Origin of the sequence: Streptomyces sp. NPDC048258 (genome assembly GCF_043201995.1) — a bacterium.
Taxonomy (GTDB): Bacteria; Actinomycetota; Actinomycetes; order Streptomycetales; family Streptomycetaceae; genus Streptomyces.
In genome coordinates this window covers 517587-541611 of record NZ_JBICZH010000004.1, presented here as the reverse complement: position 1 = coordinate 541611, position 24025 = coordinate 517587, and the positions used below count along the sequence as shown (strand labels likewise).

General features: G+C 70.4%; 24 protein-coding genes. 8 read left to right on the top strand and 16 right to left on the bottom strand.

Going from position 1 to position 24025, the window contains the following annotated elements:
* The first annotated feature begins 71 nt into the window (after positions 1 to 71).
* From ACGFYQ_RS13160 to ACGFYQ_RS13150, 3 genes are read left to right on the top strand one after another with little or no spacing between them, the layout of a single operon-like run.
* Positions 72 to 1445 carry an MFS transporter gene (locus tag ACGFYQ_RS13160; protein ID WP_393743070.1) on the top strand — a complete coding sequence of 458 codons (1374 nt, stop codon included), beginning with the start codon at positions 72 to 74 and terminating at the stop codon, positions 1443 to 1445.
* A 33-nt stretch (positions 1446 to 1478) separates the two neighbouring features.
* A complete protein-coding gene (locus tag ACGFYQ_RS13155; protein WP_393743068.1) occupies positions 1479 to 2207 on the top strand; it encodes a response regulator transcription factor in 729 nt (242 codons plus the stop codon).
* Positions 2204 to 3571, top strand: a complete 1368-nt coding sequence (locus ACGFYQ_RS13150) for an ATP-binding protein (protein ID WP_393743066.1) — start codon at positions 2204 to 2206, stop codon at positions 3569 to 3571. Before ACGFYQ_RS13155 ends, ACGFYQ_RS13150 begins: the two co-directional genes overlap by 4 nt.
* A gap of 64 nt (positions 3572 to 3635) precedes the next feature.
* Here ACGFYQ_RS13150 and ACGFYQ_RS13145 read toward each other — a convergent pair whose 3' ends face one another.
* Positions 3636 to 4607, bottom strand: coding sequence for a TAXI family TRAP transporter solute-binding subunit (locus ACGFYQ_RS13145; protein WP_393743064.1), 972 nt, complete (start codon positions 4605 to 4607; stop codon positions 3636 to 3638).
* Between the two features lie 108 nt (positions 4608 to 4715).
* Here ACGFYQ_RS13145 and ACGFYQ_RS13140 point away from each other — a divergent pair, with 108 nt between their 5' ends.
* Positions 4716 to 4874, top strand: a complete 159-nt coding sequence (locus tag ACGFYQ_RS13140) for a hypothetical protein (RefSeq protein ID WP_393743062.1) — start codon at positions 4716 to 4718, stop codon at positions 4872 to 4874.
* 36 nt (positions 4875 to 4910) lie between these two features.
* On the opposite strand, the gene ACGFYQ_RS13135 is transcribed toward ACGFYQ_RS13140, so the two are convergent.
* From ACGFYQ_RS13135 to ACGFYQ_RS13125, 3 genes are read right to left on the bottom strand one after another with little or no spacing between them, the layout of a single operon-like run.
* Complete coding sequence (locus ACGFYQ_RS13135) at positions 4911 to 5732, bottom strand: amino acid ABC transporter ATP-binding protein (protein WP_393743060.1); 822 nt, start codon at positions 5730 to 5732, stop codon at positions 4911 to 4913.
* 34 nt (positions 5733 to 5766) lie between these two features.
* Positions 5767 to 6567 (bottom strand): amino acid ABC transporter permease, encoded by an 801-nt coding sequence (locus tag ACGFYQ_RS13130; RefSeq protein ID WP_393743058.1) that lies wholly within the window; start codon positions 6565 to 6567, stop codon positions 5767 to 5769.
* Positions 6564 to 7331 carry an ABC transporter substrate-binding protein gene (locus ACGFYQ_RS13125; protein ID WP_393743297.1) on the bottom strand — a complete coding sequence of 256 codons (768 nt, stop codon included), beginning with the start codon at positions 7329 to 7331 and terminating at the stop codon, positions 6564 to 6566. Before ACGFYQ_RS13125 ends, ACGFYQ_RS13130 begins: the two co-directional genes overlap by 4 nt.
* A 438-nt stretch (positions 7332 to 7769) precedes the next feature.
* Between ACGFYQ_RS13125 and ACGFYQ_RS13120 the strand changes: the two genes are divergently transcribed.
* A complete protein-coding gene (locus ACGFYQ_RS13120; protein ID WP_393743056.1) occupies positions 7770 to 9479 on the top strand; it encodes a carbohydrate binding domain-containing protein in 1710 nt (569 codons plus the stop codon).
* Here ACGFYQ_RS13120 and ACGFYQ_RS13115 read toward each other — a convergent pair.
* From ACGFYQ_RS13115 to ACGFYQ_RS13085, 7 genes are all read right to left on the bottom strand, one after another.
* Positions 9469 to 10296 (bottom strand): methyltransferase domain-containing protein, encoded by an 828-nt coding sequence (locus ACGFYQ_RS13115; protein WP_393743054.1) that lies wholly within the window; start codon positions 10294 to 10296, stop codon positions 9469 to 9471. The genes ACGFYQ_RS13120 and ACGFYQ_RS13115 overlap by 11 nt on opposite strands.
* A gap of 386 nt (positions 10297 to 10682) precedes the next feature.
* On the bottom strand, positions 10683 to 11087 hold the full coding sequence (locus tag ACGFYQ_RS13110) for a luciferase family protein (RefSeq protein WP_393743052.1): 405 nt from the start codon (positions 11085 to 11087) through the stop codon (positions 10683 to 10685).
* Between the two features lie 109 nt (positions 11088 to 11196).
* Positions 11197 to 11412 carry a hypothetical protein gene (locus ACGFYQ_RS13105; protein WP_393743050.1) on the bottom strand — a complete coding sequence of 72 codons (216 nt, stop codon included), beginning with the start codon at positions 11410 to 11412 and terminating at the stop codon, positions 11197 to 11199.
* Positions 11413 to 11463: 51 nt separating this feature from the next.
* Positions 11464 to 12429 (bottom strand): hypothetical protein, encoded by a 966-nt coding sequence (locus ACGFYQ_RS13100; protein ID WP_393743048.1) that lies wholly within the window; start codon positions 12427 to 12429, stop codon positions 11464 to 11466.
* Positions 12430 to 12541: 112 nt separating this feature from the next.
* The gene (locus ACGFYQ_RS13095) at positions 12542 to 13993 is read right to left on the bottom strand and encodes a CehA/McbA family metallohydrolase (RefSeq protein WP_393743046.1); all 1452 of its coding nucleotides are present in this window, start codon (positions 13991 to 13993) and stop codon (positions 12542 to 12544) included.
* A 117-nt stretch (positions 13994 to 14110) separates the two neighbouring features.
* A complete protein-coding gene (locus ACGFYQ_RS13090; RefSeq protein ID WP_393743044.1) occupies positions 14111 to 16330 on the bottom strand; it encodes an RICIN domain-containing protein in 2220 nt (739 codons plus the stop codon).
* Positions 16327 to 17607 carry a ricin-type beta-trefoil lectin domain protein gene (locus tag ACGFYQ_RS13085; RefSeq protein ID WP_393743042.1) on the bottom strand — a complete coding sequence of 427 codons (1281 nt, stop codon included), beginning with the start codon at positions 17605 to 17607 and terminating at the stop codon, positions 16327 to 16329. Before ACGFYQ_RS13085 ends, ACGFYQ_RS13090 begins: the two co-directional genes overlap by 4 nt.
* A gap of 334 nt (positions 17608 to 17941) precedes the next feature.
* Here ACGFYQ_RS13085 and ACGFYQ_RS13080 point away from each other — a divergent pair, with 334 nt between their 5' ends.
* Together ACGFYQ_RS13080 and ACGFYQ_RS13075 are read left to right on the top strand one after the other, a co-directional pair.
* Positions 17942 to 18343 carry a hypothetical protein gene (locus ACGFYQ_RS13080; protein ID WP_393743040.1) on the top strand — a complete coding sequence of 134 codons (402 nt, stop codon included), beginning with the start codon at positions 17942 to 17944 and terminating at the stop codon, positions 18341 to 18343.
* Positions 18344 to 18418: 75 nt separating this feature from the next.
* Entirely contained in the window at positions 18419 to 19165 is a 747-nt protein-coding gene (locus ACGFYQ_RS13075; protein WP_393743038.1) for a nucleotidyltransferase domain-containing protein, read from the top strand.
* Positions 19166 to 19268: 103 nt separating this feature from the next.
* On the opposite strand, the gene ACGFYQ_RS13070 is transcribed toward ACGFYQ_RS13075, so the two are convergent.
* From ACGFYQ_RS13070 to ACGFYQ_RS13060, 3 genes are all read right to left on the bottom strand, one after another.
* Positions 19269 to 19823, bottom strand: coding sequence for a hypothetical protein (locus tag ACGFYQ_RS13070; protein WP_393743036.1), 555 nt, complete (start codon positions 19821 to 19823; stop codon positions 19269 to 19271).
* An 80-nt stretch (positions 19824 to 19903) separates the two neighbouring features.
* Positions 19904 to 21043 (bottom strand): hypothetical protein, encoded by a 1140-nt coding sequence (locus tag ACGFYQ_RS13065; RefSeq protein WP_393743034.1) that lies wholly within the window; start codon positions 21041 to 21043, stop codon positions 19904 to 19906.
* 73 nt (positions 21044 to 21116) lie between these two features.
* A complete protein-coding gene (locus tag ACGFYQ_RS13060; RefSeq protein ID WP_393743032.1) occupies positions 21117 to 21725 on the bottom strand; it encodes a sigma-70 family RNA polymerase sigma factor in 609 nt (202 codons plus the stop codon).
* A 132-nt stretch (positions 21726 to 21857) separates the two neighbouring features.
* On the opposite strand from ACGFYQ_RS13060, the gene ACGFYQ_RS13055 reads away from it, so the two are divergent.
* A complete protein-coding gene (locus ACGFYQ_RS13055) occupies positions 21858 to 22688 on the top strand; it encodes an alpha/beta fold hydrolase (RefSeq protein WP_393743030.1) in 831 nt (276 codons plus the stop codon).
* A gap of 31 nt (positions 22689 to 22719) precedes the next feature.
* Here ACGFYQ_RS13055 and ACGFYQ_RS13050 read toward each other — a convergent pair whose 3' ends face one another.
* Both ACGFYQ_RS13050 and ACGFYQ_RS13045 read right to left on the bottom strand, forming a co-directional pair.
* The gene (locus tag ACGFYQ_RS13050; protein WP_393743028.1) at positions 22720 to 23346 is read right to left on the bottom strand and encodes a nucleoside/nucleotide kinase family protein; all 627 of its coding nucleotides are present in this window, start codon (positions 23344 to 23346) and stop codon (positions 22720 to 22722) included.
* A gap of 48 nt (positions 23347 to 23394) precedes the next feature.
* On the bottom strand, positions 23395 to 23973 hold the full coding sequence (locus tag ACGFYQ_RS13045) for a TIGR03086 family metal-binding protein (protein ID WP_393743026.1): 579 nt from the start codon (positions 23971 to 23973) through the stop codon (positions 23395 to 23397).
* Between the last annotated feature and the right edge of the window lie 52 nt (positions 23974 to 24025).

The window sequence follows — 24025 nt, the reverse complement described above, 5'->3', positions numbered from 1 at the left end:
AGCTTGCCCAGCGCCGGAGCGCGCCGGGGCAATTCCCCTTCCCTCACCAGGGACTTCCGTCTGGAGCCGCCATGACTTCGTCCGCCGCCCTGCCCGGATCGCCGCCCGCGGAGGAACGCGGGAAGCGCCGTCTCGCCCTGATCGGCGGATCGCTCGGCAATCTCGTCGAGTGGTACGACTGGTTCGTCTACGCCAGCTTCGCGATCTACTTCGCCGACTCCTTCTTCCCCGGCGACAACCCGACCACGCAGCTGATGAACACGGCGGGGATCTTCGCGGTCGGCTTCCTGATGCGGCCCGTCGGCGGATGGATCCTCGGCCGCGCCGCCGACCGGCACGGACGCAAGAGCGCGCTCACGCTCACCGTCACCATGATGTCGGTGGCGGCCCTGCTGATCGCCGTCGCCCCGACCTACGGCCAGGCCGGCTACTTCGGCGCTCTGGTGCTGCTGCTCGCGCGGCTGCTCCAAGGGATGAGCATCGGCGGCGAGTACGCGGCCAGCGCCACCTATCTCACCGAGGCGTCGGCCCGCGACCGGCGCGGCCTGGGCTCGTCCTTCCAGTACGTGTCGATGACCTGCGGGCAGCTGCTCGGTCTGGGCATCCTGATCACGTTGCAGCACACGCTGACCACCGCCCAGCTGGAGAGCTGGGGGTGGCGGATCCCGTTCGTCGTAGGGGCGTTGTTCGCTGTGGTCGTGTTCTGGCTGCGGCGGCGGCTTCAGGAGACCGACGCGTTCAAGGAGGAGTCGTCGGGCGAGGACGCCCAGGACGACAGCACGCGCGGCACGCTCAAGGTCCTGTGGCAGCACAGGCGGCAGGCGGGCCTGGTCATGGCGCTCACGCTCGGCGGCACGGTCGCGTACTACACGTACACCACGTACCTCACCAAGTACCTGGTCGGGAGCGCGGGCATGGCGAAGACGACCGCCACGCTGGTCAGCTTCACCGCTCTGACCCTCTTCGCCGTGCTCCAGCCCTTCGCCGGAATGCTGTCCGACCGGATCGGCCGCCGTCCCCTGCTGATCACCTTCGCGGTGGGCTGCACCGTCGGCACGTACCCGATCATGACCGCCCTCGGCTCGGCGTCCTCGTACTGGTCGGCGCTGGGGCTGTCCCTGCTGGCGCTGGTGATCGTCACCGGCTACACCTCGATCAACGCGGCGGTCAAGGCCGAGCTGTTCCCGACCCGGGTGCGCGCCCTGGGGGTGGCGCTGCCGTACGCGATCGCCAACGCGCTCTTCGGCGGTACGGCGGAGTACGTGGCGCTGTGGTTCAAGAGCAGTGGCCACGAGACGATGTTCTTCTGGTACGTCTCCGGGTGCGCGCTGATCTCCCTCGTCACGTACGTGCTGATGCCGGACACACGCAATGCCGCGCTCAGCCGCGCCGAGGCGGACGCGGACGCCGCCCGGGAGCAGCCCGAGGCGGCTCCCGTAAGCTGATGCCCCGGGTCACAGGTGGCGAGGGAACTGTCTATGCACGCGCTTCTCGTCGAGGACGACGACCGCATGGCCCAGGCCCTCGGCACCGCGCTCGCCCAGCGCGGGCACACCGTCCGCAGGGTGGGCCGCGCCCTGGACGCCCTGCGGTTCGTCCGCGAAGCCGAGTTCGTCCTCCTCGATCTGGGCCTGCCCGACCTGGACGGGCTGGAGCTGCTGCGGCGGCTGCGTACCGTCTGCGACGCGCCGCTGATCGTGGTGACCGCGCGGTGCGAGGAGCGCGACATCGTGCAGGGGCTGCGGGCGGGCGCCGACGACTATGTCGTCAAGCCGTTCCGGATGGCCGAGCTGATGGCCCGCATCGACACCGTACGCCGCCGGACGGGCGCGTCCTCCGCCCGTCCGGACGCCCATACGGCCGACTCCGCCGCCACCGGGGGCCGGCCCGTGCGCAGCGGGGACGTCGAGGTCGACCTGGCGGGGCGTACGGTCACGGTGGCGGGGGCCGAAGTCCGGCTGACCCGGCGGGAGTTCGACGTACTGGCCTTCCTGGCCGCGCGCCCGGACGAGGTGCATTCCCGCGAGGAGATCCTGGACCGGATCTGGGGTGACGCCTTCCTCGCCGCCTCCCGCTCACTGGACGTGCACGTGGCGGGCATCCGCGCCAAGACCGGCCGTTCCGGCCTGGTGCGTACCGTCCGCGGGTTCGGTTACCAGCTCGGATGCCCGACCGGGCGGGGCGGCGAGCGGGACGGCGAGCGGTGAGGCGCAGGCTGCTCGCCGTGCTGATGGTGCTCATGGGGGCCGCGGCGCTGCTGCTCTGCGTCCCGCTGGCAGACGCCTACGCGCGAGGGCGGACCGAGCACCTGCTCCTGCAACGGCGGTCGGAGGCGGCGAGGTTCGCCGATCTCGCCGACCGGATGCGCACCGACGCCGACCGGTCGGAGCTGTCCGCCGAGATCAGCCGGTACGCCCAGCTGTACAGAACCGGAGTGGTCGTGGTCGACACGGCGGGAGCGACGGTCGCGCGGGCCGGAGCGGGGCCCTCCGCCGACGTGGCGGAGGCCCGCAACCGCGCACTCACCGGCCGCTCCACGGACCGGCTGCCCACCGTTCGCCCCTGGGGCCCGTCGACCGTCGTGCTCGCCGAACCGGTGGGCCGGGACGAGCGGGTCAGCGGGGCGGTCCTGATGGCCGTACCCACCGACGCCGCGCGCCGGGACGTGACGGTCCGCTGGTCGCTCATCGCCGCCGGGGCGGCCGCCGCCTTCGCGGCGGCGGCCCTGGTCGCGGCGGGGATCGCGCGCTGGCTGATGCGTCCGGTCCTCGATCTGGACCGGGCGGTGGAGGGATTGACCGCCGGCAGCCTCCAGGCCCGGGCCGTCTCCGATACCGGACCGCCGGAACTGCGCCGTCTGCGGCGGCACTTCAACACCATGGCGGAGGCCATGGCCGACTCCATCGGCCGCCAGCGCGACTTCGTCGCCGACGCCTCCCACCAGCTGCGCAATCCGCTGGCCACGCTGGTACTGCAGCTGGAGAACGTCGAACCGCACCTCGCCCCCGGGCCCGGCCGGGCCGAGCACACCCGCGCCCTGGACGAGGCGGAACGCCTGGAGGAGCTGCTCGACGGCCTGCTGGCCCTGGCCCGGGTGGAGTCCGGCACGGCGGAGCTGACGGATCAGGACGTGTCGCGGGCGGTACGGGAACGGGTGACGGCCTGGACTCCGGTCTTCGGCCACGCCGGGCTGGAACTGACGGCGACCGGCCTCCCGGAAGGCCTGCGGGCCCGCGCCCTGCCCGACGCGGCGGGCCGGATCCTGGACGCGGTCCTCGACAACGCCGTCAAGTTCGTGCCGCGCGACGGCCGCGTCGAGGTGCGCGCCACGCACGGCGCGGACGGGACTGCCGTCGTCCGGGTCGCCGACGACGGCCCGGGCGTGCCCGAGGACCAATTGCCCCTGCTGCTACGGCGTTTCACGCGTTCCCCCGAGCACCAGAACGTGCACGGCAGCGGTCTGGGACTGGCCATCGCCGACGAGATCGCCCGCATCAGCGGCGGCCGGCTCGACCTCAGCGGCAACACGCCGCACGGCCTGGTCGTGGAGCTCCGACTCCCGCCCCCGTGACCCGCTCCCGTGACCCACCTCCGTGACCCGCCGACAACTCGCTCAGCTGATCAGCCGGTCCCGATCAGCCGTACACCGACCGGTAGTGCGCGACCGCCCCCGGGTGGAGCGGTACCTGCCCGGTCGAGATGGCGAACCGGGGCTCCAGCCGCGCCCCCGCCGTCACCTCTCGCAGCAGGTCGCGCCACCGGTCGAACACCACCTGGAGCAGTTCGCGCACGGCACTGTGCGGTACGTCGTCCCGGGCCAGGAGGTAGTTGCCGACCCCGATGGTTCCCACCGGCTCCGTCAGCCCGTACACGGCGGCCGGAAGCGTGACCTCCGTATAGACCGGGCCATAGCGCTGCCGCAGCGGGCCCACGTAGCCGTCCAGCGGCAGGAACCGCAACGGCAGCTCGCGCGCCAGCTCCGACACCGCGGTGGTGGGCACGCCTCCGGACCAGAACAGCGCGTCGACCGCGCCCTCGCGCAGCGCCCGCGCCGACTCGGCGAGGCCCAGTTGCCGCTCGTCCGCCGCCGAGGGGCCGCCGCTCAGCCCGGCCGCCTGCAGCACCCGCCCCGCCACCACCTGCACGCCCGACCCCGCCGCACCTGCCGCGACCGGTCGACCGGCGAGCTGGTCGACCGACTTCACCGGTCCGGCCGCCGGGACGAGGAGGTGGGTGTAGTTCACGTAGACCCGTGCCAGCGCCGTGACCGCGGCCGGGCGGGTGAACGACTCGCGTCCCAGCACCGCGTCCTCGGCCGCGTCCGCCATGGCCAGGGCCAGCTCGACCGATCCGTCATCCAGCTTCCGCAGGTTGTTCACGCTCGCCGCGGTGCTCACCGGAACGATCTCCAGCCGGCGGCCGCTCGCGGCGACGGCCTGTGCCAGGGCCTTCCCGAACGCGTTGTACGGACCGCCTTCCGGCCCCGTCGCGAGCCGCAGCCGCCGCACCGGGGCCGAGCCCCCCGAGCAGCCGGCCGCCAGGGCCACCGCGCACGCGTGGAGCCCGGCGCCCATCACCCGTCGACGGCTCACCTCCACACTGGTCACGGCGGAAGCCTAACCAGCGCCGGGGGCCGCCTGCTCACCCACCCGTGATACCCGCCTACACTCATTCAGCCCGGCTGCGGGCACCGGCCCGAGAAGGGGAGCCAGACCTTGAGCACTGCCAATGAAGCACCGATCTACGCCCAGTTGATAAGGGAACGCGGCGACGTGCCCGGTCAGACCCGCCGGGAGGCGGAGCAGATCCACCGGGAGCTGGCGCGGGTGCTCGGTCCAGCACCTTGGACGGCGGCCGGCGGCGGCCTTCGGTAGGCCACGACGCGGAACTCGGCGACGGATGCCCGCACCTCAGCGTTCGGAGGGCCCGTCAGCCGGCTTCGCCGTGCCGGGGCCGTCGGCGGCGGCAGGTGCCTCGGCCGCCGCCGGGTCCAGGACGCGGTCGAGGAAGTTCCGGGTCCGCTCATGCAGCGGACGGGCGATCACCTGCGCCGCCGGCCCCTGCTCGACGATCACTCCGCCGTCCATGAACACGACGCGGTCCGCGACCTCGCGGGCGAAGCTCATCTCGTGGGTCACGACCATCATCGTCATGCCCTCGCTCGCCAGCACCCGCATCACCGACAGCACTTCGCCGACGAGTTCCGGGTCGAGCGCCGAGGTCGGCTCGTCGAAGAGCATCACCTCCGGCCCCATCGAAAGGGCACGGGCGATCGCCACCCGTTGCTGCTGACCGCCGGACAGCTGCGCCGGAAAGGCGTCCGCCTTCTCGGCGAGGCCCACGCGCTCCAGGTTCTCCCGGGCGATGGCGGCCGCCTGCGCCTTGTTCGTGCCGAGCACCCGCCGCTGGGGCAGCGTGAGGTTCTCGGTGACGCTCACGTGCGGGAACAGATTGAACTGCTGGAAGACCATGCCGATGCGGCGGCGCACGGCGTCGATGTCGACGTCGAGGTCGGTGACCTCCGTACCGCCGACGAAGACCTGGCCCTCGTCCGGCTCCTCCAACAGGTTCACGCAGCGCAGCAGGGTCGATTTGCCCGAGCCGGACGGCCCGATGACACAGACCACCTCGCCGCGGGCGATGTCCAGGTCGATGCCCCGCAGGACATGGTTGGCGCCGAAGGACTTGTGCAGCCCCCTGATCTCGATCTCCGGGCGATCTGCCGCCGTCATGTCCACCGCTCCCGTTTTCTGTGGCATCTCGTCCTCACGTGGCCTTGTCCGCGCGGGCCTCCAGACGGCGCACCACGAAACTCAATGGCACGGTCACGAGGAGATAGCACAGACCCGCGACCAGGATCGGGGTGGAGTTGGCGGTCTCGCTGGCGAGGTCCCGGCCGAATTTCGTCAGTTCCCGCTCCTGCAGCGTCACGCCCAGGAACAGCACGAGTGAAGAGTCTTTGAACAGCAGGACCAGTTCGTTGGTGAGCGGGGGGATGACGATGCGGAATGCCTGCGGAATGACCACCGAGACCATGGCCCGGCCGTGCGAGAAGCCCAGCGAGCGGGCCGCCTCCATCTGCCCTTTGGGCACCGCCTGGATGCCGGCCCGGATGGTTTCCGCCATGTAGGCGGCCGCGACGAGGCCCAGACCGAGCGCGACCTTTCCGTACGTACCGCCGGGGATCTCGGTGCCGGGGAACGCCAGTGGCACCGCCACACCCACGAAGATGAAGATCAGCAGGGCGGGCAGGCCCCGGAACAGTTCGATGTAGACACTGGCGACCCACCGGTAGGGTGCCACCGACGACAGCCTCATCATGGCGATGACAAGACCGAGCACCAGGCCGAAGAGGAACCCGGACGTCGTGTACACCACCGTGTTGCGCAGGGCGACGGTGATGATCCTCGGGAAGAGCCGGAGGGCCAGATCCGTCTGTGCGAACTGGTTCTGCAGCCGGTCCCAGTCGGCCAGGACACCGATCAGGACCAGCACGGCCACGAAGATCGCGTACTGGATGCCCTGCGAGACGCGGCGTCGCTGGCGCCGGGTCAGCCGAGAGGTCACGACGTGGCCTGGGGCAGTGGCCCGATCCACTGCTCGTAGATCTTCTTGTAGGTACCGTCGGCCTTGGCGGCCGTGATCACCTTGTCGATCTCGGAGAGGAGGGCGGTGTTGCCCTTCTTCACCGAGAAGCCGTACTTCTCGCCGGTCTCGATGTTCTGCCCGAGGACGAACTCCGAGGCGTTCGCCTTGTCCTTGAGCCAGCCCTGGACGACCGGGTAGTCGATGACGACCGCATCGACCTGACCGGTGCGCAGCCCGTTGAGCACCGCGTCCGAGCTCTCGAAGGCGACCGGGTTGAAGCCCTGGGCCTTGGCGTAGCTCTCGCCGGTGGTCTCGGCCTGCGCGCCCAGCTTCTTCCCCTTCGCCTTGACGTCGGCGAGCGAGGTGACACCGCTCTTCTTGGTCGCGAGCAGCGCCTGGGTCGCGTCGAAGTAGGGGACGGAGAAATCGACGTTCTTCTTGCGCTCGTCGGTGATCGTCATGCCGGCTGCGGCGAGGTCGCACTGGCCCGAGTTCAGGAACGCGCCGGTCTTGAAGTTCTCGAACGGGGTATCGAGGATCTCCTGTTCGACCTGCAGTTTCTGCGCGACCTGGTCGATCAGGGCCACGTCGAAGCCGACGACCTTGCCGCTCTGCTCGAACTGGAAGGGCGGGTACGGCAGATGGGTGCAGGTGGTCAGCTTGCCCTTCTCAACGACAGGGACACCTCCGGCCGCCTCTCCCGGGCCGTCGTCGCCGGAGGAGCAGCCGGCGGCGAGGAACATTCCCGCGGCGGCGGCAGCGCCGACCGCGGCACGGATGCGGTGGCTGCTGCGGCGAGTGCTGCGTCCTTCGGCCGTCCAGAACACGGTTGACCTCCACGGTTGCGGGGCTGGCGGCGGTCGCGGGACGAGACCGTCCGTCGCGATCGTAAGCCCCCGGTGGCGCGCGCCGACGGATCATCGGCAATGCGGCGCAGCCGCCGCCCCACTCCGGCCGGATCCCGTCGCCCGCCACCCCCGCCTGATCGAATCTTGAGGGTCCGCCTCCGATGCTCTGTTTCGAACAACGCCTGTGTCAAGAGCAACAGTTGGGAAACCTTCCCATTGCGCCAAGTTGGTCCAGACCAGTTGACGGCGGTGCATCCGGAGGCATAAGTTCCCGGCCACGCCGCACGTCACGTTCCGGGCTGCTCACCTTCCCCCCACGATGGAGGCACTCCCATGCCCAACCGCACCGGCACCACCCGTACCCGTATGACGACCCGTACCCGTACCAGTACCCGCGTGGTCTGTGGCCTCGGCGCCACCCTGCTCGGCGCTGCCGCCGTGCTGACTGCCCCCGGAGCCGCGTTCGGCGCCAACCTCCTCACGAACGGCGACTTCGAGGGCGGCACACCGGCCGGCTGGTCCTGCAGCGGTGGCCTGGGCTCCGTCGTGGGTTCCCCCGTACACAGCGGCAGCAAGGCGCTGGCCGGCGCGGCCAGTGCCTCCGACAACGCCAAGTGCACCCAGAGCGTCGCGGTCCGGCCCAACACCTCGTACACGCTCTCCGCATGGGTCCGCGGCAGCTACGTGTACCTCGGAGTCACCGGCGGCGCGTCCACCTGGACGCCCTCCGCCACCTCCTACACCAAGCTCACCGTGGCCTTCACCACCGGCCCCTCCCAGACCAGCGCCGAGATCTACCTCAACGGCTGGTACGGGCAGGGAACCTACTACGCCGACGACGTCACCCTGGAGGGCCCCGGCGGCGGGACCGACACGGTCGCCCCGACCACACCGGGCAGCCTCACCTCCACCGGCAAGACCTCCTCCAGCGTCTCGCTCGCCTGGACGGCCTCCACTGACAACGTTGCCGTCACCGGCTACGACATCTACCAGGGCGCCGCCAAGGTGGCCACGTCCACCACGACCGGCGCGACGGTCTCCGGGCTGGGCCCCAACACCGCGTACACGTTCACCGTCCGCGCCCGTGACCTGGCGGGCAACACCTCACCGGCTTCGAACGCCGTCACCGTCACCACCGACAACGGGACCACGCCGACCGGCTTCAAGCAGGCCGCGCCGTACCTCTACCTCGGGTGGGGCAACCCGCCGAGCGCGACCACGGTGATGAACGCGACCGGCGCGAAGTGGTTCACCATGGCCTTCATCCTCTCCTCCGGCGGATGCAGCCCGGCCTGGGACGGCCAGCGCCCGCTGACCGGCGGGGTGGACCAGAGCACCATCAGCTCGATCCGGGCGGCGGGCGGCGACATCGTCCCGTCCATCGGCGGCTGGCAGGGCAACAAGCTCGGCCCCAACTGCTCCACCCCCGAAGCGCTGGCCGGTGCGTACCAGCAAGTGATCGACGCCTACGGGCTCAAGGCCATCGACGTCGACATCGAGAACACGGACGAATTCGAGAACGCCGTGGTCCAGGACCGGATCCTCGGCGCGCTCAAGATCGTCAAGCAGAACAATCCCGGCCTCAAGACCATCCTGACCTTCGGGACCAGCACCACGGGCCCCACCTCGTGGGGCAACCGCCTCATCGACCAGTCGAAGGCCCTCAATGCCGGCATCGACGTGTACACCATCATGCCGTTCGACTTCGGCAACGCCTCGACCGACATGTACGCCAGCACCGTCAGCGCGACCGAGGGCCTCAAGACCAAGCTCAAGTCCACCTTCGGCTGGGACGACGCCACCGCCTACTCCCACATCGGCATCTCCGGCATGAACGGCGTCAGCGACACCCAGGAGACCACCACCGTCCAGAACTGGACCGACATCCGCAACTGGGCCAACTCCCACCACATCGCCCGTCTCGCCTTCTGGTCCGTCAACCGCGACCGCGGCTGCGCCGGCGGCGGGCTGCAGGAGACCTGCTCCGGCATCGCCCAGAACGACTGGCAGTTCACCTCCATCACCGCCGGCTTCACCGGCTGACGGGCGCGGCCCCGGAGGCTGCCGACGGCTTGCGGGCCCGGACGGCGAGGACTCCCAGGGGGAAGGAGACACGGTCCGGGTCTCGCAGTGCCGCGAGGGCGGAGTCGATCCCGGCTCCGGTCATGGAGCCGTGCTCCCGCAGGCGGGGAGCGAGGGCGGCCACCGTCCGGTACCAGAAATCGGTGATCGGGGCGCCCTGCCGGAAGGCCGGCAGGGCGATCTCGGCGGCGATCTGCTCGTACCCCTGCCGGTGGAGCACATCGGGCGCGCGCAGGCCCCAGTCCGGCTCCATTCCGTAGGAGTCGGCGAGCAGGGCGCAGATCCCTTCGACGGAGCGGCGGACGGGATCGCCGGGCGGGAGGCCCGTGTGGGGGAAGTGGACCACGTCCTCCAGCAGGAGGGTGCCACCGGGAGCCAGCCAGTCCGTCATCCGCTCCACCACGCGCTCGCGTTCGGGCAGATGCAGCAGGACGCAGCGGGCGTGGATCAGGTCGAAGGATCCCGTGGGAAACGGGTCGCGGGTCACGTCGTGGCGGAGCACCCGCACGTGGCCGGGCAGGCCGGCGGGCAGGTGGGTGGTGTCGAGGTCGGTGGCGGTGACCAGTCCCCGCGGGCAGCGCCCGGCCAGCCACGCGGCGACCGTGCCGGTGCCGGCCCCGACTTCCAGGACCCGCGCGTCGGGCGCGGGGAGGGCGGCGTCGAGGCGGCGCATCGTATCGGCGTCGAGGGCGTCGGTGAGTGCCCGCAGCCGGGCCGTCTCCGACGGGTTGGTCCGGCCGAGCTCATCGGCGTAGCGGCTGTCCGGGGCGGTCGGCACGTCGTGCCTCCTCCTGTCCAGGGGCGTGAACGGGCGAAGGTGACGATACGTCAAACGCACAGCCGTCACGAGAGGGCGCCGCCTTCGCGGCGGTGAGCAGCCGCCGACACCCGCGCCGCAATGCCGCACCGCCGCCGCCGCGCGCCGGATGTTCGGGCCGGATGATCGGGCCGGACAACGGGGCGGGGCGACGACGGACTCGGAGAGCCGATGCGACAGCGAACCGCATTCCTGGCCCGGGAAGCGCCTGGCAAGCCAGACCCCGCATCTGCCGGCCACCGGAAGCGATCACTACGTACAGGTTCACGACCCCGGCCTGACCATCAGCGCCGTCCGCCTCACCGTCGGCCGCGTCAAGGCCTGGTCGTAGGGCGGACCCGCAGGGCTCACAGGCAGGCGGACAGGACGGCCGCAGCCGGTTTCCCGAGGCGGGTGCACGGGGCCGGGCCGCTGACGTGGCCGCCGCCCGGTTCGGCGTCGGCTCGGGCCCCGGCCGCGAGCGCCGCGCTGACCAGGGTGGCCAACAGGTCGATGTCGGACCCGATGTCCAGGCGCAGTGTGACCCATTCGGATCCGGCTCGCAGGCGGATCGCGGAGGACCCGGCGAGCGCCGGCCGCAACTTCGTGATCATCTCGTGGGTCAGGTGGACATCGGCTTCGTGATCGCCGTGAAAGTGAACGATCTCCCGCAGACCGGCGTTCAGTCCGAACCCCGCGCCGCAAAGGGCCCGGCCTTCGCTCAGGGCGGACCAACCCATCAGCTGTTCACTGGCGAGCCTAGCTGTGTTCATCCCCCGAGCCTGCCCGCCTCCCGACCGGCACCACAAGGCCCTTGACCGAATCACACCCTCCGGTCTTCCTGGGCTGACCGTTACCGCCCGGTGGAGGAACGCTGTTCGGTCACCTTTCGTCGTCATCGTCCGAGGGCGGCGGGTGATCTTCGCGATCGGCTTCATCCAGTTCGCGCATGCGGCGTTCGACGCCTTCCTTCAGGCTCTCCCCCTCCGGCGGCTCGTCGTCCGCCTGGTCCGGCCCCGACGAACCGGGCGCGGGCCGGCGGAACCTCTGGCGCATTCTTTCCGCGCGAGCCTTGCGCTCCTGAGCGTCATCGCTCACGACGGCCTCCCTGACGGGCGGGCTGAGGGCCGTATCCGCTGACGGCCAACGTCACTTCCCCTTGCCCTTGCCCTTGCCCTTGCCCTTCCAGGCCTTTTCCGCGGGGTTCGAAGATTTCAGGCTCTCGATCTGGGCGCGCCACGCTTCGGCCCGGGCGCTGGTGGACTCCTTGACCTGCGCCGTAAGTGCCTTCGCTCTGCTGTAGGGCTTGGAGGCCGGACCGCTGGCGGCGAGGCGGCTGACCGTCTTGGTCTTGGCGTCGATGGCCGCGCGGAGGCTGCCGCTGCCGGTCAGCCGCCCCAGGTTGCGGAACTTCGGTTCGTTGCCCGTGAACCAGGTCTGCTGCCACCACTCGTCCGAGACCGGCTCGCGCCAGCTGATGTATCCGCCGCGCAGGACCTGCCTGGGCTTCTTGATGTGACCGCCGAAGCTGTAGCGGGCACCCTCGACAGCCACCGGATCATAGAACCTCGGGGTGAAGAAGTCCGAGACGAGCAAGCCGTTGATGGTGTAGCCGAACTCCTCGGCCTCCGAGGGGTCGGAGACCTCCACCAGGAACTCGACCTGGCCTTGGTCGGGATGAAGAGACTTGCCGGACACCAGACGGTTCCCGAACGGGTCGGCGCACATCTCCAGCATTTCGTGGCTCGTCGTCAGTGACCAGCTGTCGCCGAACTCGATGAGGGAGAACGGCTGTCCGTTCTCATCCGTGTGGAACCCAGCCGCGCCGGGGACGTCGTCGACCACGATCATCGGCCAGTACCCGACGGGAACGTCCTCCAGTCTGTCGAAGGCGTCCACGGTCGCGTTGACGTCCCAGATGGGCCCGAAATCGCGGGTCGCCTGTTTTTGCAGGGCAGCGGCGACCCGGGTGAGCTGTGAGGGGCTGATCTGGTTGGATTGAGTCTCTGAAACGAGGGCGAGCTGGACGATCAACATGGACGTTGCCGACCTTTCGTTGCGGGACAGCGGCGGCTGCCGGACGCCACGAGCTTCACCAAGAAGCGGCCCGATCATGCGCTTGTAGGTCCAGACGTGTGTGTATGCCAGTCGAACGGTGGACACGCATCCACCACCTGCCGCCGCGTGCCTCCCTGTGAGCCGCCACCCGCATAATCGTTTCTTCGAATCAGGCCAGCCAGATCGGGTTGGTCAACGCCGCGGGGGGTCCCGGCAGGGGCGGGATCTGGGGTGGACGGCGGACCTCCGCGCGGACGTAGCTCGCACGGGAGGCCGTGGTGCGCCACTCCAGGGACGTGGCCGCCGGAGCCGTGAAGGCAACGCCCTGGTGCGTGACCAGCCGCAGGTCGCATCCGTCGGCTCCGGTCACGCTCAGCCGGATCAGGATCTCCGTGTCGTCCGGGACCTGGAGCCGGTCGCCGATGCCGGCGTGTGCCCCGCGCGCGGTCACCGCGTCGAACGCCACGGAGACGGCCGAGGATTCGGCGGCGTAGCTGTGGCCGGCCCGCAGCCCGGCCAGGATCGCCTCGCGGGACAGGTCGTCGGCCAGGACCACCGTCTGTGGTGTGCCCACCCGGTCCGGATCCCGGTGGTAGTCGCTGGAGGCGATGGCCGGGAGCCACCGCTCTGTGCCGCCGCGCAGGGTCGCGTCCCACGACGCGAGGGCGACCTCGTCGTCCGGGGTCCACGGACCGTTCCACACCTCCACCGCGTCGGCTTCGCCGAAGCCGAACTTCCAGGCACAGCCGATGCACGTGGCGTGCGGGTGGGCGGGGACGACCAGTCCTCCGGCCTTGTGTATCGCGTGGGCGAAACGGCCGAAGCGGTGGTCACGGGCCCGGTAGCGCCAGTCCACGAAGGTACCCGGTGCGGTACCTACCGCGAGGACGTGGCCGGTGCGGGTGGTGACCTCCTCGCCGGTGAGTACGAGGAGTTCTGGCGCGGCCTCGGCGACCGGGCCCCAGACCGCGTGCGCCGAGTGGGTGTTGTGCTCCGAGGAGTTGATGAAGTCCAGGCCAGCCGCCCGGGCGAGCCCGGCGAGTTCGGCGGGGGTACGCCGGCCGTCGGAGTGCACGGAGTGCAGGTGGCAGTCACCGCGGTACCAGGCCCGGCCGCGGCCCCGGACCCGCTGCGGCGGGTAGGCCGGAACCGCGGGCGGGGCGGGGTCGCCGGAGGTGAAGGTGGCGGTGATCTCGTAGTCGAGGCCCCCGGGCGCGACCGTGTACGGGCCGAGCGCCACGTGCCAGCGGCCGGGCTCCATCGGGCCGGGCAGGTAGCCGGGGGTGGCGTCGTCCGCCCGGAGGAAGAACTCTGTGCGGGCGCCGCCGGACCAGCCCCGGAAACCGCGGCCGCCGACCGCGGTCCCTCTCTGGTCGAAGATGCCGATGTCGAGTGCGTTGCCGGGGGTGCCGGACGGCACGGGCGGCTTGTCGTACGCGTAGGAGATGCGTAACTCACGTATGCCTGGCGGGACTTCCAGGGGGACGTACACCCAGTCCGGGGCGCCGGGCGGGATCGTGCCGCGCAGGGTGCGGGTGGCGGTGTCCTGCCCGGTGGGGGTGAGGGGGCCGGCGGCCGCGGCCGCTCCGGTTGCCAGCAGTTCTCGTCTACTGATAGCCATCCGGCAACGGTGACAGCCGCTGGTGAACGGCGCCTGAAGCCCTGACGGCCACCTGGGCCGCTCGGTGGACCCGGGCCGCACGGGCCGCACGGGTCCACCGGGCGGCCCGGACGCGACTCACGGATAGCTGACCGAGTTGGCCACGTTGGTGGACGAGTTGGAAGGCCCTCCCCTGTCGTTGATGACGTGCCGGATGGTCCCGGTGCCGCCCAGCGAGACGGTCACCATGCTCTGGAAGCGCACGTTCGGATGGTGGGGGACCTCGAAGGCACGCTCGGCGGTCACACTGCTGTTGACGTTGAAGAAGCAGTAGCTGCCGAGCCCGAAGGCCTGATGGCTGGTCACGTGGTCGGCGACCTTGTACGCGGCGTAGCCCTGGGTGGAGCCGTTCATCCAGGCGGCCTGGTTCGGCGGGTCGTAGGGCATCTCGTTCTGGTAGAAGTACGTGCGCCCGCCGTTGCCGTTCCAGATGGTCTGATACTTCTGGTAGTGCTCGACGAACAGTCCGTACATGGTCACGTCGTCGCCGTTGACCACGAGTCCCGTGTCCGCCGTGTTGCTGTTCCATCCGATGCCGCTGCCGTGGTCGCCGCGCCAGATCCACATGTGGTCGCCGATGACGTGGTCGCTGTTGACGACGAGGCTCGTCGTCGCCTTGCCGACGGCGGCTCCTCCGACCCGGAAGAAGACGTCGTGGAGCGAGGTGGGGTTGGCCGAGTGACCGGCCGCGGATCCGGCCGGGCCGACCTCCATCAGGGTCTGCGAGTTGGTGGTGCCGGCGTCGAAGAGCACGCCCGCGACCTTGACCCCGTCGACGTCGGCGACCGTCATGGCCGTGACACCGTTGTCAGGGATGAAGGTGGCGAGGCCGAGCCCCAGGACGACGGTGTCCGGACGGGTGACCCGCAGGGTCTGGTTCAGGTGGTAGACCCCTGGCGTGACCAGCAGGTTCTTCCCCTCCGCCAGAGCCGCGTTGATCTGCGCGGCAGTCGCTCCCGGCTTGACGACGAAGAACCGGTCCATGCCGAGCGAGCTGCCCGCGGCGTTCCCGTTCGCCCAGCTCGTCGCCGAGGAGTTGGTCCGCAGCGAGGGTACGAACACCTGGTAGGCGCCCGCACCGTCCACGTACAGGAAGGGCTTCTCGCGGACCGTGGGGGTCTGGTTCACCGTGGTGTAGGGCGGATCGGGGAAGCTGCTGCCGGGCACGCCCTGGCTTCCGACGAAGACCATGTTCCAGTTGGCGCCGTTCCAGCTGCCGAGCTGGGAGTTGCGGGTCAGCCACTGCTGCTGGCTCCCTGACCGCACCTGGCCGTCGACCTTGCTGTCGGCCATGAACCCGCCGCTGGCCCAGCCGCCGTCGTCCAGCGCGAGATCGCCGCGGACGTGCATGCGCCGGTAGGGCGCGGCCTGGGACACCGCCCACCGGTCGGTGCCGCCCGTCGGGTTCACCGACAGGTTCTCGGCGCCGCGCCAGAAGTTCTGGGTGGCGTTGTGCGGCGGGAACCAGTCCGCCTCCACGTGCACGGCGCCGTTGATGGTGACCGCGTCGGGCGACTGCCCGAGGCCGAGGACCTGGGTGTAGAAGCCGACGTTGACGTCGTTGCCGTACGTACCCGGCTTGAACATCACGGCGTAGCGCTGCGCGCCGAACTGGTTGGTCTCCTGCTGCTGGAAGATCGAGTCCAGTCGGCTCTGGATCGTGGCGGAAGGCATCGACGGGTCGAAGACGACCACGTTCGGGCCGAGATCGACGTCCCCGGGCCCGGTGCTCACCGGCGCGACCTGAAAGCGCTGGGCCGCCGTGCCGTTGCAGGTGTACTGCACCAGCTGGACGCTGTCGGCGGTCGAGGCGGCGGGTACGTCCAGGCACTTGCCGCTGTGCCGGCTGACGAAGTGGTAGGCGCCGCCGCCCTCGTCGACGGCCTGCCACTGCTGGTTGTGGCCGCCGCCGTACGTCCACAGGTGCACGACGGCGTTGTCGGCTGAGGACGTGTTGCTCACGTCCACGACCTGGCTGGCGTCGTTGCGGTTGTCGATACGGACGAAGCCGTCGCCGGTCGGCGTGAAACTCCACTGCTGTGCGGTGCTGCTGTTGCAGGTGTACTGCTGCACCGCCGTGCCGTTCGCGGTGGCTGCCGACCGCGCGTCCAGACACTTGCCGCTGCCGGCGTTCACCACGGTGGACCAGCCCGCGGGCAGGGCGGCGGCCGCCGCCTCGGCCGCGGCCCGCGGGGTGGCCGGGGTGGCTGCCTGGGTGGGCTGGACGGCGGTGAGGACCGAGGCGGCCGAGGCCGCGGCCACGAAGGCCGTCACCCACGGTCCGGCGATTCGGGTCATCGGGTCACCGTCCACTTCTGGTTGGCGGCTCCGGTGCAGGTCCAAATCTGCAGCCGCGTACCGTTGGCCGAGCTGTTGCCCGCGGCGTCGAGGCACTTGTTCGCCTGTGGATTGACGATGTCGCGTGCGGCGGGAACGGCCCATTGCTGGGCGGCTGTTCCGTTGCAGTCCCACAACTGGACCTTCGTACCGTCGGCCGTGCCTCCCGATGCCACGTCCAGGCACTTGCCGAGTGCGCGGATCGTGCCGTCGCCCGCGACGCTCCACTTCTGGGCGGCCGTTCCGTTGCAGTCGTAGAGCTGTACTGGCGTCCCGTTGGCGGTGGCGGCCCCCGCGACGTCCACGCACTTGCCGCCGATGCCGGTGATGGCGCCGCCGCCGGTTTGGCCGCCGTCGGTGGTGACCCGGACGTAGTCGACCAGAAGTTGCTGGGGGAAGGCGGTGCTGCCGTCGGGGTCACCGGGCCAGTAGCCGCCGACCGCGAGGTTGAGGATCAGGAAGAACGGCTTGTTGAAGACCCACTGCCGTCCGCCGAGGTCGGCGGGGGTGCGCCGCTGGTACACGGTGCCGTCCACGGACCAGGTGATCGCATCCTGGCTCCATTCGACGGCGAAGGTGTGGAAGGCGTCGGCGAACGCCTGCCCGCCGGGCAGGGTGTAGCCGGCGCCGATGCCACCGGAGCCGGAGTACCCGGGGCCGTGGAGGGTGCCGTGGACCGTGGACGGCTCGAAGCCCACGTTCTCCATGACATCGATCTCGCCCGAGGCCGGCCATCCGACCTGGCCGATGTCGTCACCCAGCATCCAGAAGGCGGGCCACATGCCCTGCCCGCGCGGAATCTTCATACGGGCCTCGACGCGGCCGTACGTCGTGGTGAACCTGCCGGCCGTGTTCAGGCGGGCAGAGGTGTACTCGCATTTTCCGTACCAGCACTGGTAGTTGCCCGGATTCTCCCGACGGGCGGTGACGACCAGATGCCCCTGGCCGTCGAGGGCGGCGTTGCGGTTGTCCGGGGTGTAGTACTGCCGCTCGTGGTTGTTGACGTTGTCGCCGGTCTCGATCTGCCATTTCGCTCCGTTGACGGCGGCGCCCGCGGGCCCGTCGAACTCGTCGGAGAAGGTGACGGCGGCCGATGCGGACGGCGCGGCCGAGACGGCCGCGGGCGCGGGAGCGCTCCCCGCGGGCAGACCCTGCGCCGGTCCGGTGGACAACGACACGAGCGCGAGAACCGGGACAAGGGACAGCAGCGAGCGCCGGGTTAAGCGCGGGAAGTCCATGAATCTCCCTTCCTAGACATGTGCATGACAATCCATGCCACAGACCGGCATGCGGGGGTTCGAGGGGCCGACGGGCACTTAGTTCATTACGTGATTTAAGAAGTGAACAAATTCCCTGTCAAGAGCTCGCACATGGCTCACGTTCGTGAAGGCGCAGGAAATGGGTGGCTCCGGGCCACGCGCCACTGCCGTCAGGGCGGCTGACAGACCGTCCGAGGGGGGCGCAGGGGTGAAGACGTATCCATCATGACAGCTCAGACGGCGTTTTCGTAGGACGAACAGCACAGCCGAATGCCCTTGTTTGGGCACCTGTGCGGCTTTCAGAATCACCCTCATGAATCACACGGCGCACATCAATCACGACGCGGTACTGCGGGCCCGGGTGGCCCTCCTCGGATCGGGGACGCTGCCCATCCGGGAGCAGGTCGCAGCCTTTCGCGTTCTCGTCCAGGTGAGTCCGTTGGCGTACCTGCCTCTCCTGACGGTCGCTCTGTACGACTACAGCCGCCAGGAGTTCGCCCATCGGCCCGAGACGGCACTCGCCCTGCGGGCCGAGTCCGTCGCCGCCGCGCGCCGCATGCACGCGCTGGAGCCCGAGCGGGCGTCGCTGCTCGAAGCCGCGTTGATCCGCTGCGCGGAGCAGCTGAGCCTCATGGACCGCCACGACGAACTCGCCGCCGTGGAGCAGGAGATCGCCCTCCTCAGGTCGGGTCATGGCCCCGGCCTCGGCCGCTGACCCCGGCCTCGTGCGGCCCTGACCGCGCGCGGAATCCCTTCGCCGTTGATCAAGGTTCCTGAAAGGCTGACCGGCATGAACGCTGATCCTGTCGACCAAGCGCGACGCCTCGCCCGCGACCGTTTCCCCGACGCCCTCTCCGTGATCCTCGCCGGATCGACGGCCGCCGGACGGGCAACCGCCGGCAGCGACCTGGACATCGCCGTGCTCATCGGGGACGGCGGCGAAACAGGCCGGGAGACCATCCGGTTCGAGGGACGTGTCGTCGAGCTCTTCTTCCACACCCGCGCCGGTCTCGCGGAGCTCTTCGCCGCGGACGTCGCCACACGCCGTGCGGTCATGCAGAGCATGTACGCCACCGGGCTCGTCCTGGTCGACACGGACGGCGAGGCCGGGCGTGCCCGGGCGCTGGCCGAAGCGGACCTCCACCAGGGGCCGCCGACGCTGGATCAGCAGACGGTCGAGACCAAGAGGTACGGACTGACGGACGCGCTGGACGACCTGGCCGACGCGGACGACCGCATGGAGCGTCTCGCGGTGGGCGGGTACGTGCTCACCGCCGCGGCCGATCTGCTCTGCGACCACCACCACGCGTGGATCGGCGGCGGGAAGTGGATGCCGCGGCGGCTCCTGGAGGCGGACGCACGGCGCGGGGCCGACCTGCTCGAAGGGCACCTGTCCCTGTGCGCATCGGGAGACCCGTCACTCATGACCCGCGCGGCGTCGGAGGTCCTCGACCTCGTCGGCGGGCCGGTGCGGGAGGGGTACCGCCGGACCTGGCGCGGTGTCGTCGAATCGGCGGCCGCCCTTACCGGGCGTTGACGGGCCGCACAGTCCGAGGGACCCGGCCCGGCCGCGCAGGCGGCGGGGCCGGGTGCCGGGCCACCCCACCCGTACGCACTACGGAGGGGCTTCGCGGCTGCGGCTACTTCTTGACCTCGTTGATGCAGAGCACGAACTGCTTGCCCGAGCTCCGGCGGGAGCCCCGGGTCTGCTCGTGGTAGCCGATGTCCGACTTGCCCTCGCACTTGGAGGTGTCCAGCGTGTCGGGGATCACCGAGACCACCTTGTACTTGGCGTCGGCGCCCCCGCACTTCACCACCTGAAGGTCAGGAGTCACGGTGGACCCGTTGTTCTTCAGACAGTCCCCGACCTTCGCCTTGTCGGCGTCGTCGCGGCTCAGGAAGTAGCCCACCGCGCAGGCGATGAGGACGACCACGACGCCGATGATCTTGAGGATCTTCATGAAACCCAAGCCCCCGCTCCGGGACGGCGGCGCCGGTGCGGGCGCGGGCCCGGCCCACTGCTGGTGCTGAGGCGGCGGCGGCTGCATCGGCATCTGCTGCTGGGGCGGGTACATCTGCTGCTGCTGGTACCCAGGCGGCGGCCCCGGCTGGGGCGCATACCCCTGCGGCGGCTGCTGTCCGTACGGACCGGGCTGGCCGTACGGGCCGGGGCCCTGCTGCGGCGGATAAGTCATATGGGAAGTCCCCTGTGAGCGTGTACATGTCTTGTTGACGTGATCACGCTATATCAACAGGTCGCCGTGACTGAAAACGCTCAGATCAGCGCGTCCTTGTACGCGATGTTGACCCGGCGGTCGCCCGACTCTCCCGAGGCGAAGCCGAAGGTCAGCCGGGGCAGGAAGCTGCCAGGGCTGCCCGGATCAGGGACGAGCATGATGTTCATGCCCTCCGGCTCCCGGTAGACGAGGCTCTTCAGAGCGCGGGTGAGGGCGCGTTCGGAAACCCCGGTGTTCAGGTCGACCCGGGTGATGTAGGTGGTGCCTTCGTCCGAGGTGTCGGCCGGCCCGCCACTGGAATAGCTCTCGCCCTCCAGCATGTACATGTACGAGCCGTACAGGCAGAAGCCCTGCGCGTCGTACACGGACTTGGGCAGGTTCGCGAAGTGGTGCAGCGGAGCGCCCAGCGGGGCACCGACGGCGGTGTCCAGGTCCCAGACCGCGCACTGCAGCTGCCCGTTGCGGTTGAACCGCACCAGCAGTCGGCGGTGCTGCATGTCGACGACCGGCCGCGGCGCGGTCAGCGTGCTCCCGGCCCCCGGCAGCTTGAGCGGATCGGGCGTGCGGTCCTTGAAGTTCATCGCCGTACGGTCCGCCGGGTCGTCCCAGTGGAAACTGCGCGGCGACTCACCGGCTGCCGCCCCCGCGTACTTGATCCTGCACACCTTGGTGCCGAAGCCCGTCTCGTTCTTCGCGTCCGGCTCCGAGGCGTACTCGACCCAGATGTACGGAGCCGCGCCGACCGACGTCGCCTCGACGCCGAGCTGAGCGCCGTGCCCGAACCCGCGCAGGTACATCCGTCCCAGCTGGGTCGAACCGTCCTCGCTGAGCTTGGTGATGGCGATGTCGCCTTCGAGCTTGCGCGTGGCGTACGGCACTCCGTCGCTCGGGTTGTACATGACCTGGGCCACGTACCAGTGCTTGTTGAGGTGGTCGTACCCCGCGCACTGCATCACGGTGGGACACCAGGCCTGCTCGTGCATGAACAGCGCGTCCGACGAATCGGCCAGGTCGAAGGCCTTCGATCCGGGCAGCGCCGCGGCCCCGACGCTCCCGGTCACGGTGAGCGCCTGCGCGCTCGATGCGGTGGCGGCGCCCAGTACCAGTCCCGCCGCGGCGCCACCGCCCAGCCGTATGAGCCCCCTCCGACTGATCGGATCCACACGGAAGTCCCTCATGATGTCCCCTTCGCAAAAAGGCCCGTTGAAGGGAACAACCTACGACGCCGGTGGAACCGTCCCTAGACCGGCGTCACGTGCACGGGGTGATGTCGAGGCGGTCGCGCTGGAGCCGGCAGGCGAGGGCGCGACGCACCGGCGCCGATGCGGTGGTGGTCGCCTTCGAGGGGATGTCCAGGCCGCGGCTGATCTCGTCGTACGCGTCCCGGTAGCCGCCGGGGAGCTCCGAGTGGTGCAGCCTCAGGTCTTCTTCTACGAGCCGCCGCAGCTCGTCGACGTTCTGGGGCGTGAACCGCTTCCTGCCCCGGGCAATGGCGTTGAGGTAGGAGGTGCAGCGCGCGGTGTCGGGGAAGGACTCGGAGATCTCCTCGGCGAGGCCCCACAGGCGCCCTTCGAGCCACGGGGTGTCGCGCTGGTCGAGGGAGAGACCCATCGCGGGCTCCGGGTCGGCCGTCCGGTACTTCGCCACCTGCTTGGACACGGCGGGCTGACTCATGTCGGTGAGCCGGGCGATCTTGTCCTGGGTCCAGCCGAAGCCGGTGAACAGCTTGATCATCTCAGCCCGCAGCGCCCGCATCTCGTCGCCCGCGCGGATGATGTCGTTCATGCCGGCGAGCATCCGCGCGGCCTGTTCCTCGGTCAGCGCCTCGGGGTTTCCGGGCACGTTCTCTTCGGCTGCCACCACTCGGTTATACACCCGGACACCCCTTCACCACAACCAGGTTATACAACCTGGTTATAGATGCCCTGACCTGGCGATTCGCTTCTAATTTTCCACTTGTCCCGCGGGCGTGCGACTGACACCATCCACGCCATGCCCACCTTCACCGCACCTGACGGAACCCTGCTCGCCTACCGCGTCCACGGAGACGGGGACCCGGTCCTCTGCATCCCAGGGGGTCCCACGGACTCCCGCTATCTCGGCGACCTCGGCGGCCTGTCCGCGCACCGCCGGCTGATCGTTCCGGACCTGCGCGGCACCGGCCGGTCGGCGGTACCCGAGGACCCCTCCTCCTACCGCTGCGACCGCCTCGTGGAGGACGTCGAGGCGCTGCGGGAACACCTCGGGCTCCCCGTGACGGACCTGCTCGCCCACTCCGCCGGCGCGAACATCGCGACGCAGTACGCGGCCCGCCATCCGGGGAACGTCGGCCGGCTCGCCCTGATCACCCCCGGCACCCGGGCCGTCGGCATACCGGTCACCGCGGAGACGCGACGCGAGCTCGCGCTGCTCCGGAAGAACGAGCCGTGGTTCCCGGCGGCCTTCGCCGCCCTGGAGGCGATCACCGACGGTACGGGCAGCGACTGGGACGCCATCGCCCCCTTCTTCTGCGGCCGGTGGGACGCTCCGGCGCAGCGGCACCACGCCGCCGGCCGGCCGAGCAACATGGAGGCCGTCGCCCAATTCGGGGCCGAGGGCGCCTTCGACCCGGAGAACACGCGCGCGGCGCTCGCCGCCTGCGAGGTCCCGGTCCTGCTGCTCGCCGGGGAGTTCGATCTGAACAGCCCTCCTGGGACGGTCACCGAGTTCGGCCGGCAGTTCCCCGACTCCACGCTCGTCGTGCAGCCGGGGGCCGGTCACTACCCCTGGATCGACGACGCAGGCCGGTTCGTGGCGGCCACCACGGCGTTCCTCGGCGGCTGAGACCCGATCACGCCGCCGCGGGACGCACGTCTCATCCGACGTCGAGGACGAGATCCGCCCGGTCTCGACCGGGGGCGACGAGGCGGGCGTTGGCCTCGTCCGAGCGGGCCACCCAGGAGCGTGCGTCGGCGTGGTCCTTGCCGTGGCGCACGTGCCGGTCGACCAGCCGCCGGATCCGCAGGGTGTCGTCGGGGGCGAGGTACCACGCCTCGTCGAGCAGGGGGCGCACCCGCGCCCACTCCCCCGCGTCGTGCAGCAGGTAGTTCCCCTCGGTGATCACCAGGGGTACGGCAGGACCGACGGCGATGCTTCCGGCGATCGGCTCTTCGAGCGAGCGGTCGAAGGCCGGCGCGTAGACCGTACTGCCGCCCGGTGCGCGCAGCCTGCGCAGCAGGGCGGTGTACCCGGCCGCGTCGAAGGTGTCGGGGGCGCCCTTCCGGTCGGCCCGGCCGAGCCGTTCCAGCTCGGCCCGGGCGAGGTGGAACCCGTCCATCGGCACCACGACGGCCAGCGCCGGCCCCAGCGCCGCGGCCAGCCGCTCGGCGAGCGTCGACTTACCGGCCCCCGGCTGCCCGGCGATCCCGAGGATCCGCCGGTCGCCCCGGTCGGCCCCACCGGCCAGGGCGCGGGCCCGTGCTACGAGTTCCGTCGTGTCCACACCCGTATCCTGCCCCAGCGCCCGTCCGGGCGAGAGACCGGGCGTGGTTCAGTCGGAAGGCTGCCAGCCGGGATCCCGGCCGGTGGCGGCCAGCAGCTCCTCGAAGCGCGAGGCGTCCGTCGCGACCTGCTTGGGCTCGTCGAACATCCCCGCGTCGCGTGCGGCCGGAGCCAGGTCTCCGATCACCCCGGAGAGCACCTCAACGCCGGCCGGGTCGGGGGTGAAGTCCTGCCCCGTGGCTCGCGCGAGGTCCCATACGTGCACGGTCATGTCGAGCAGCACCATGGTCCCGACGGTGCGGGCGGGCTGGTGCATCCCGCCCGTGGTCCCCTCCTCGGCGCCCGGCTCGCCCCAGGCCGCGACCAGCCGGTCGACCTCTTCGACGAACAGCCCGCGCCAGTCGCCCGTACCCACGTAGTGCGGTTCCTCCTCGAAGCGGCTGGGCTGCTTCCGGGCGAGCCGGGTGAAGTTCACGACGACGTCGAAGAGGTGGTCGGCCAACTCCCGTACGTCATAACCGGCGCAGGGCGTCGGATCGCCGAGCTGCTCCTCCCGCACCGCCCGCACGACGGGCACGGCCCGCGCGGCGGCCGCGCCGAGCAGGGAGCTGATGCTGTTGTTGTCCATGCCCCGACCGTAGGGCTCCGCCCGGTACCCGACAGGGAGCCTCGCCCATCCG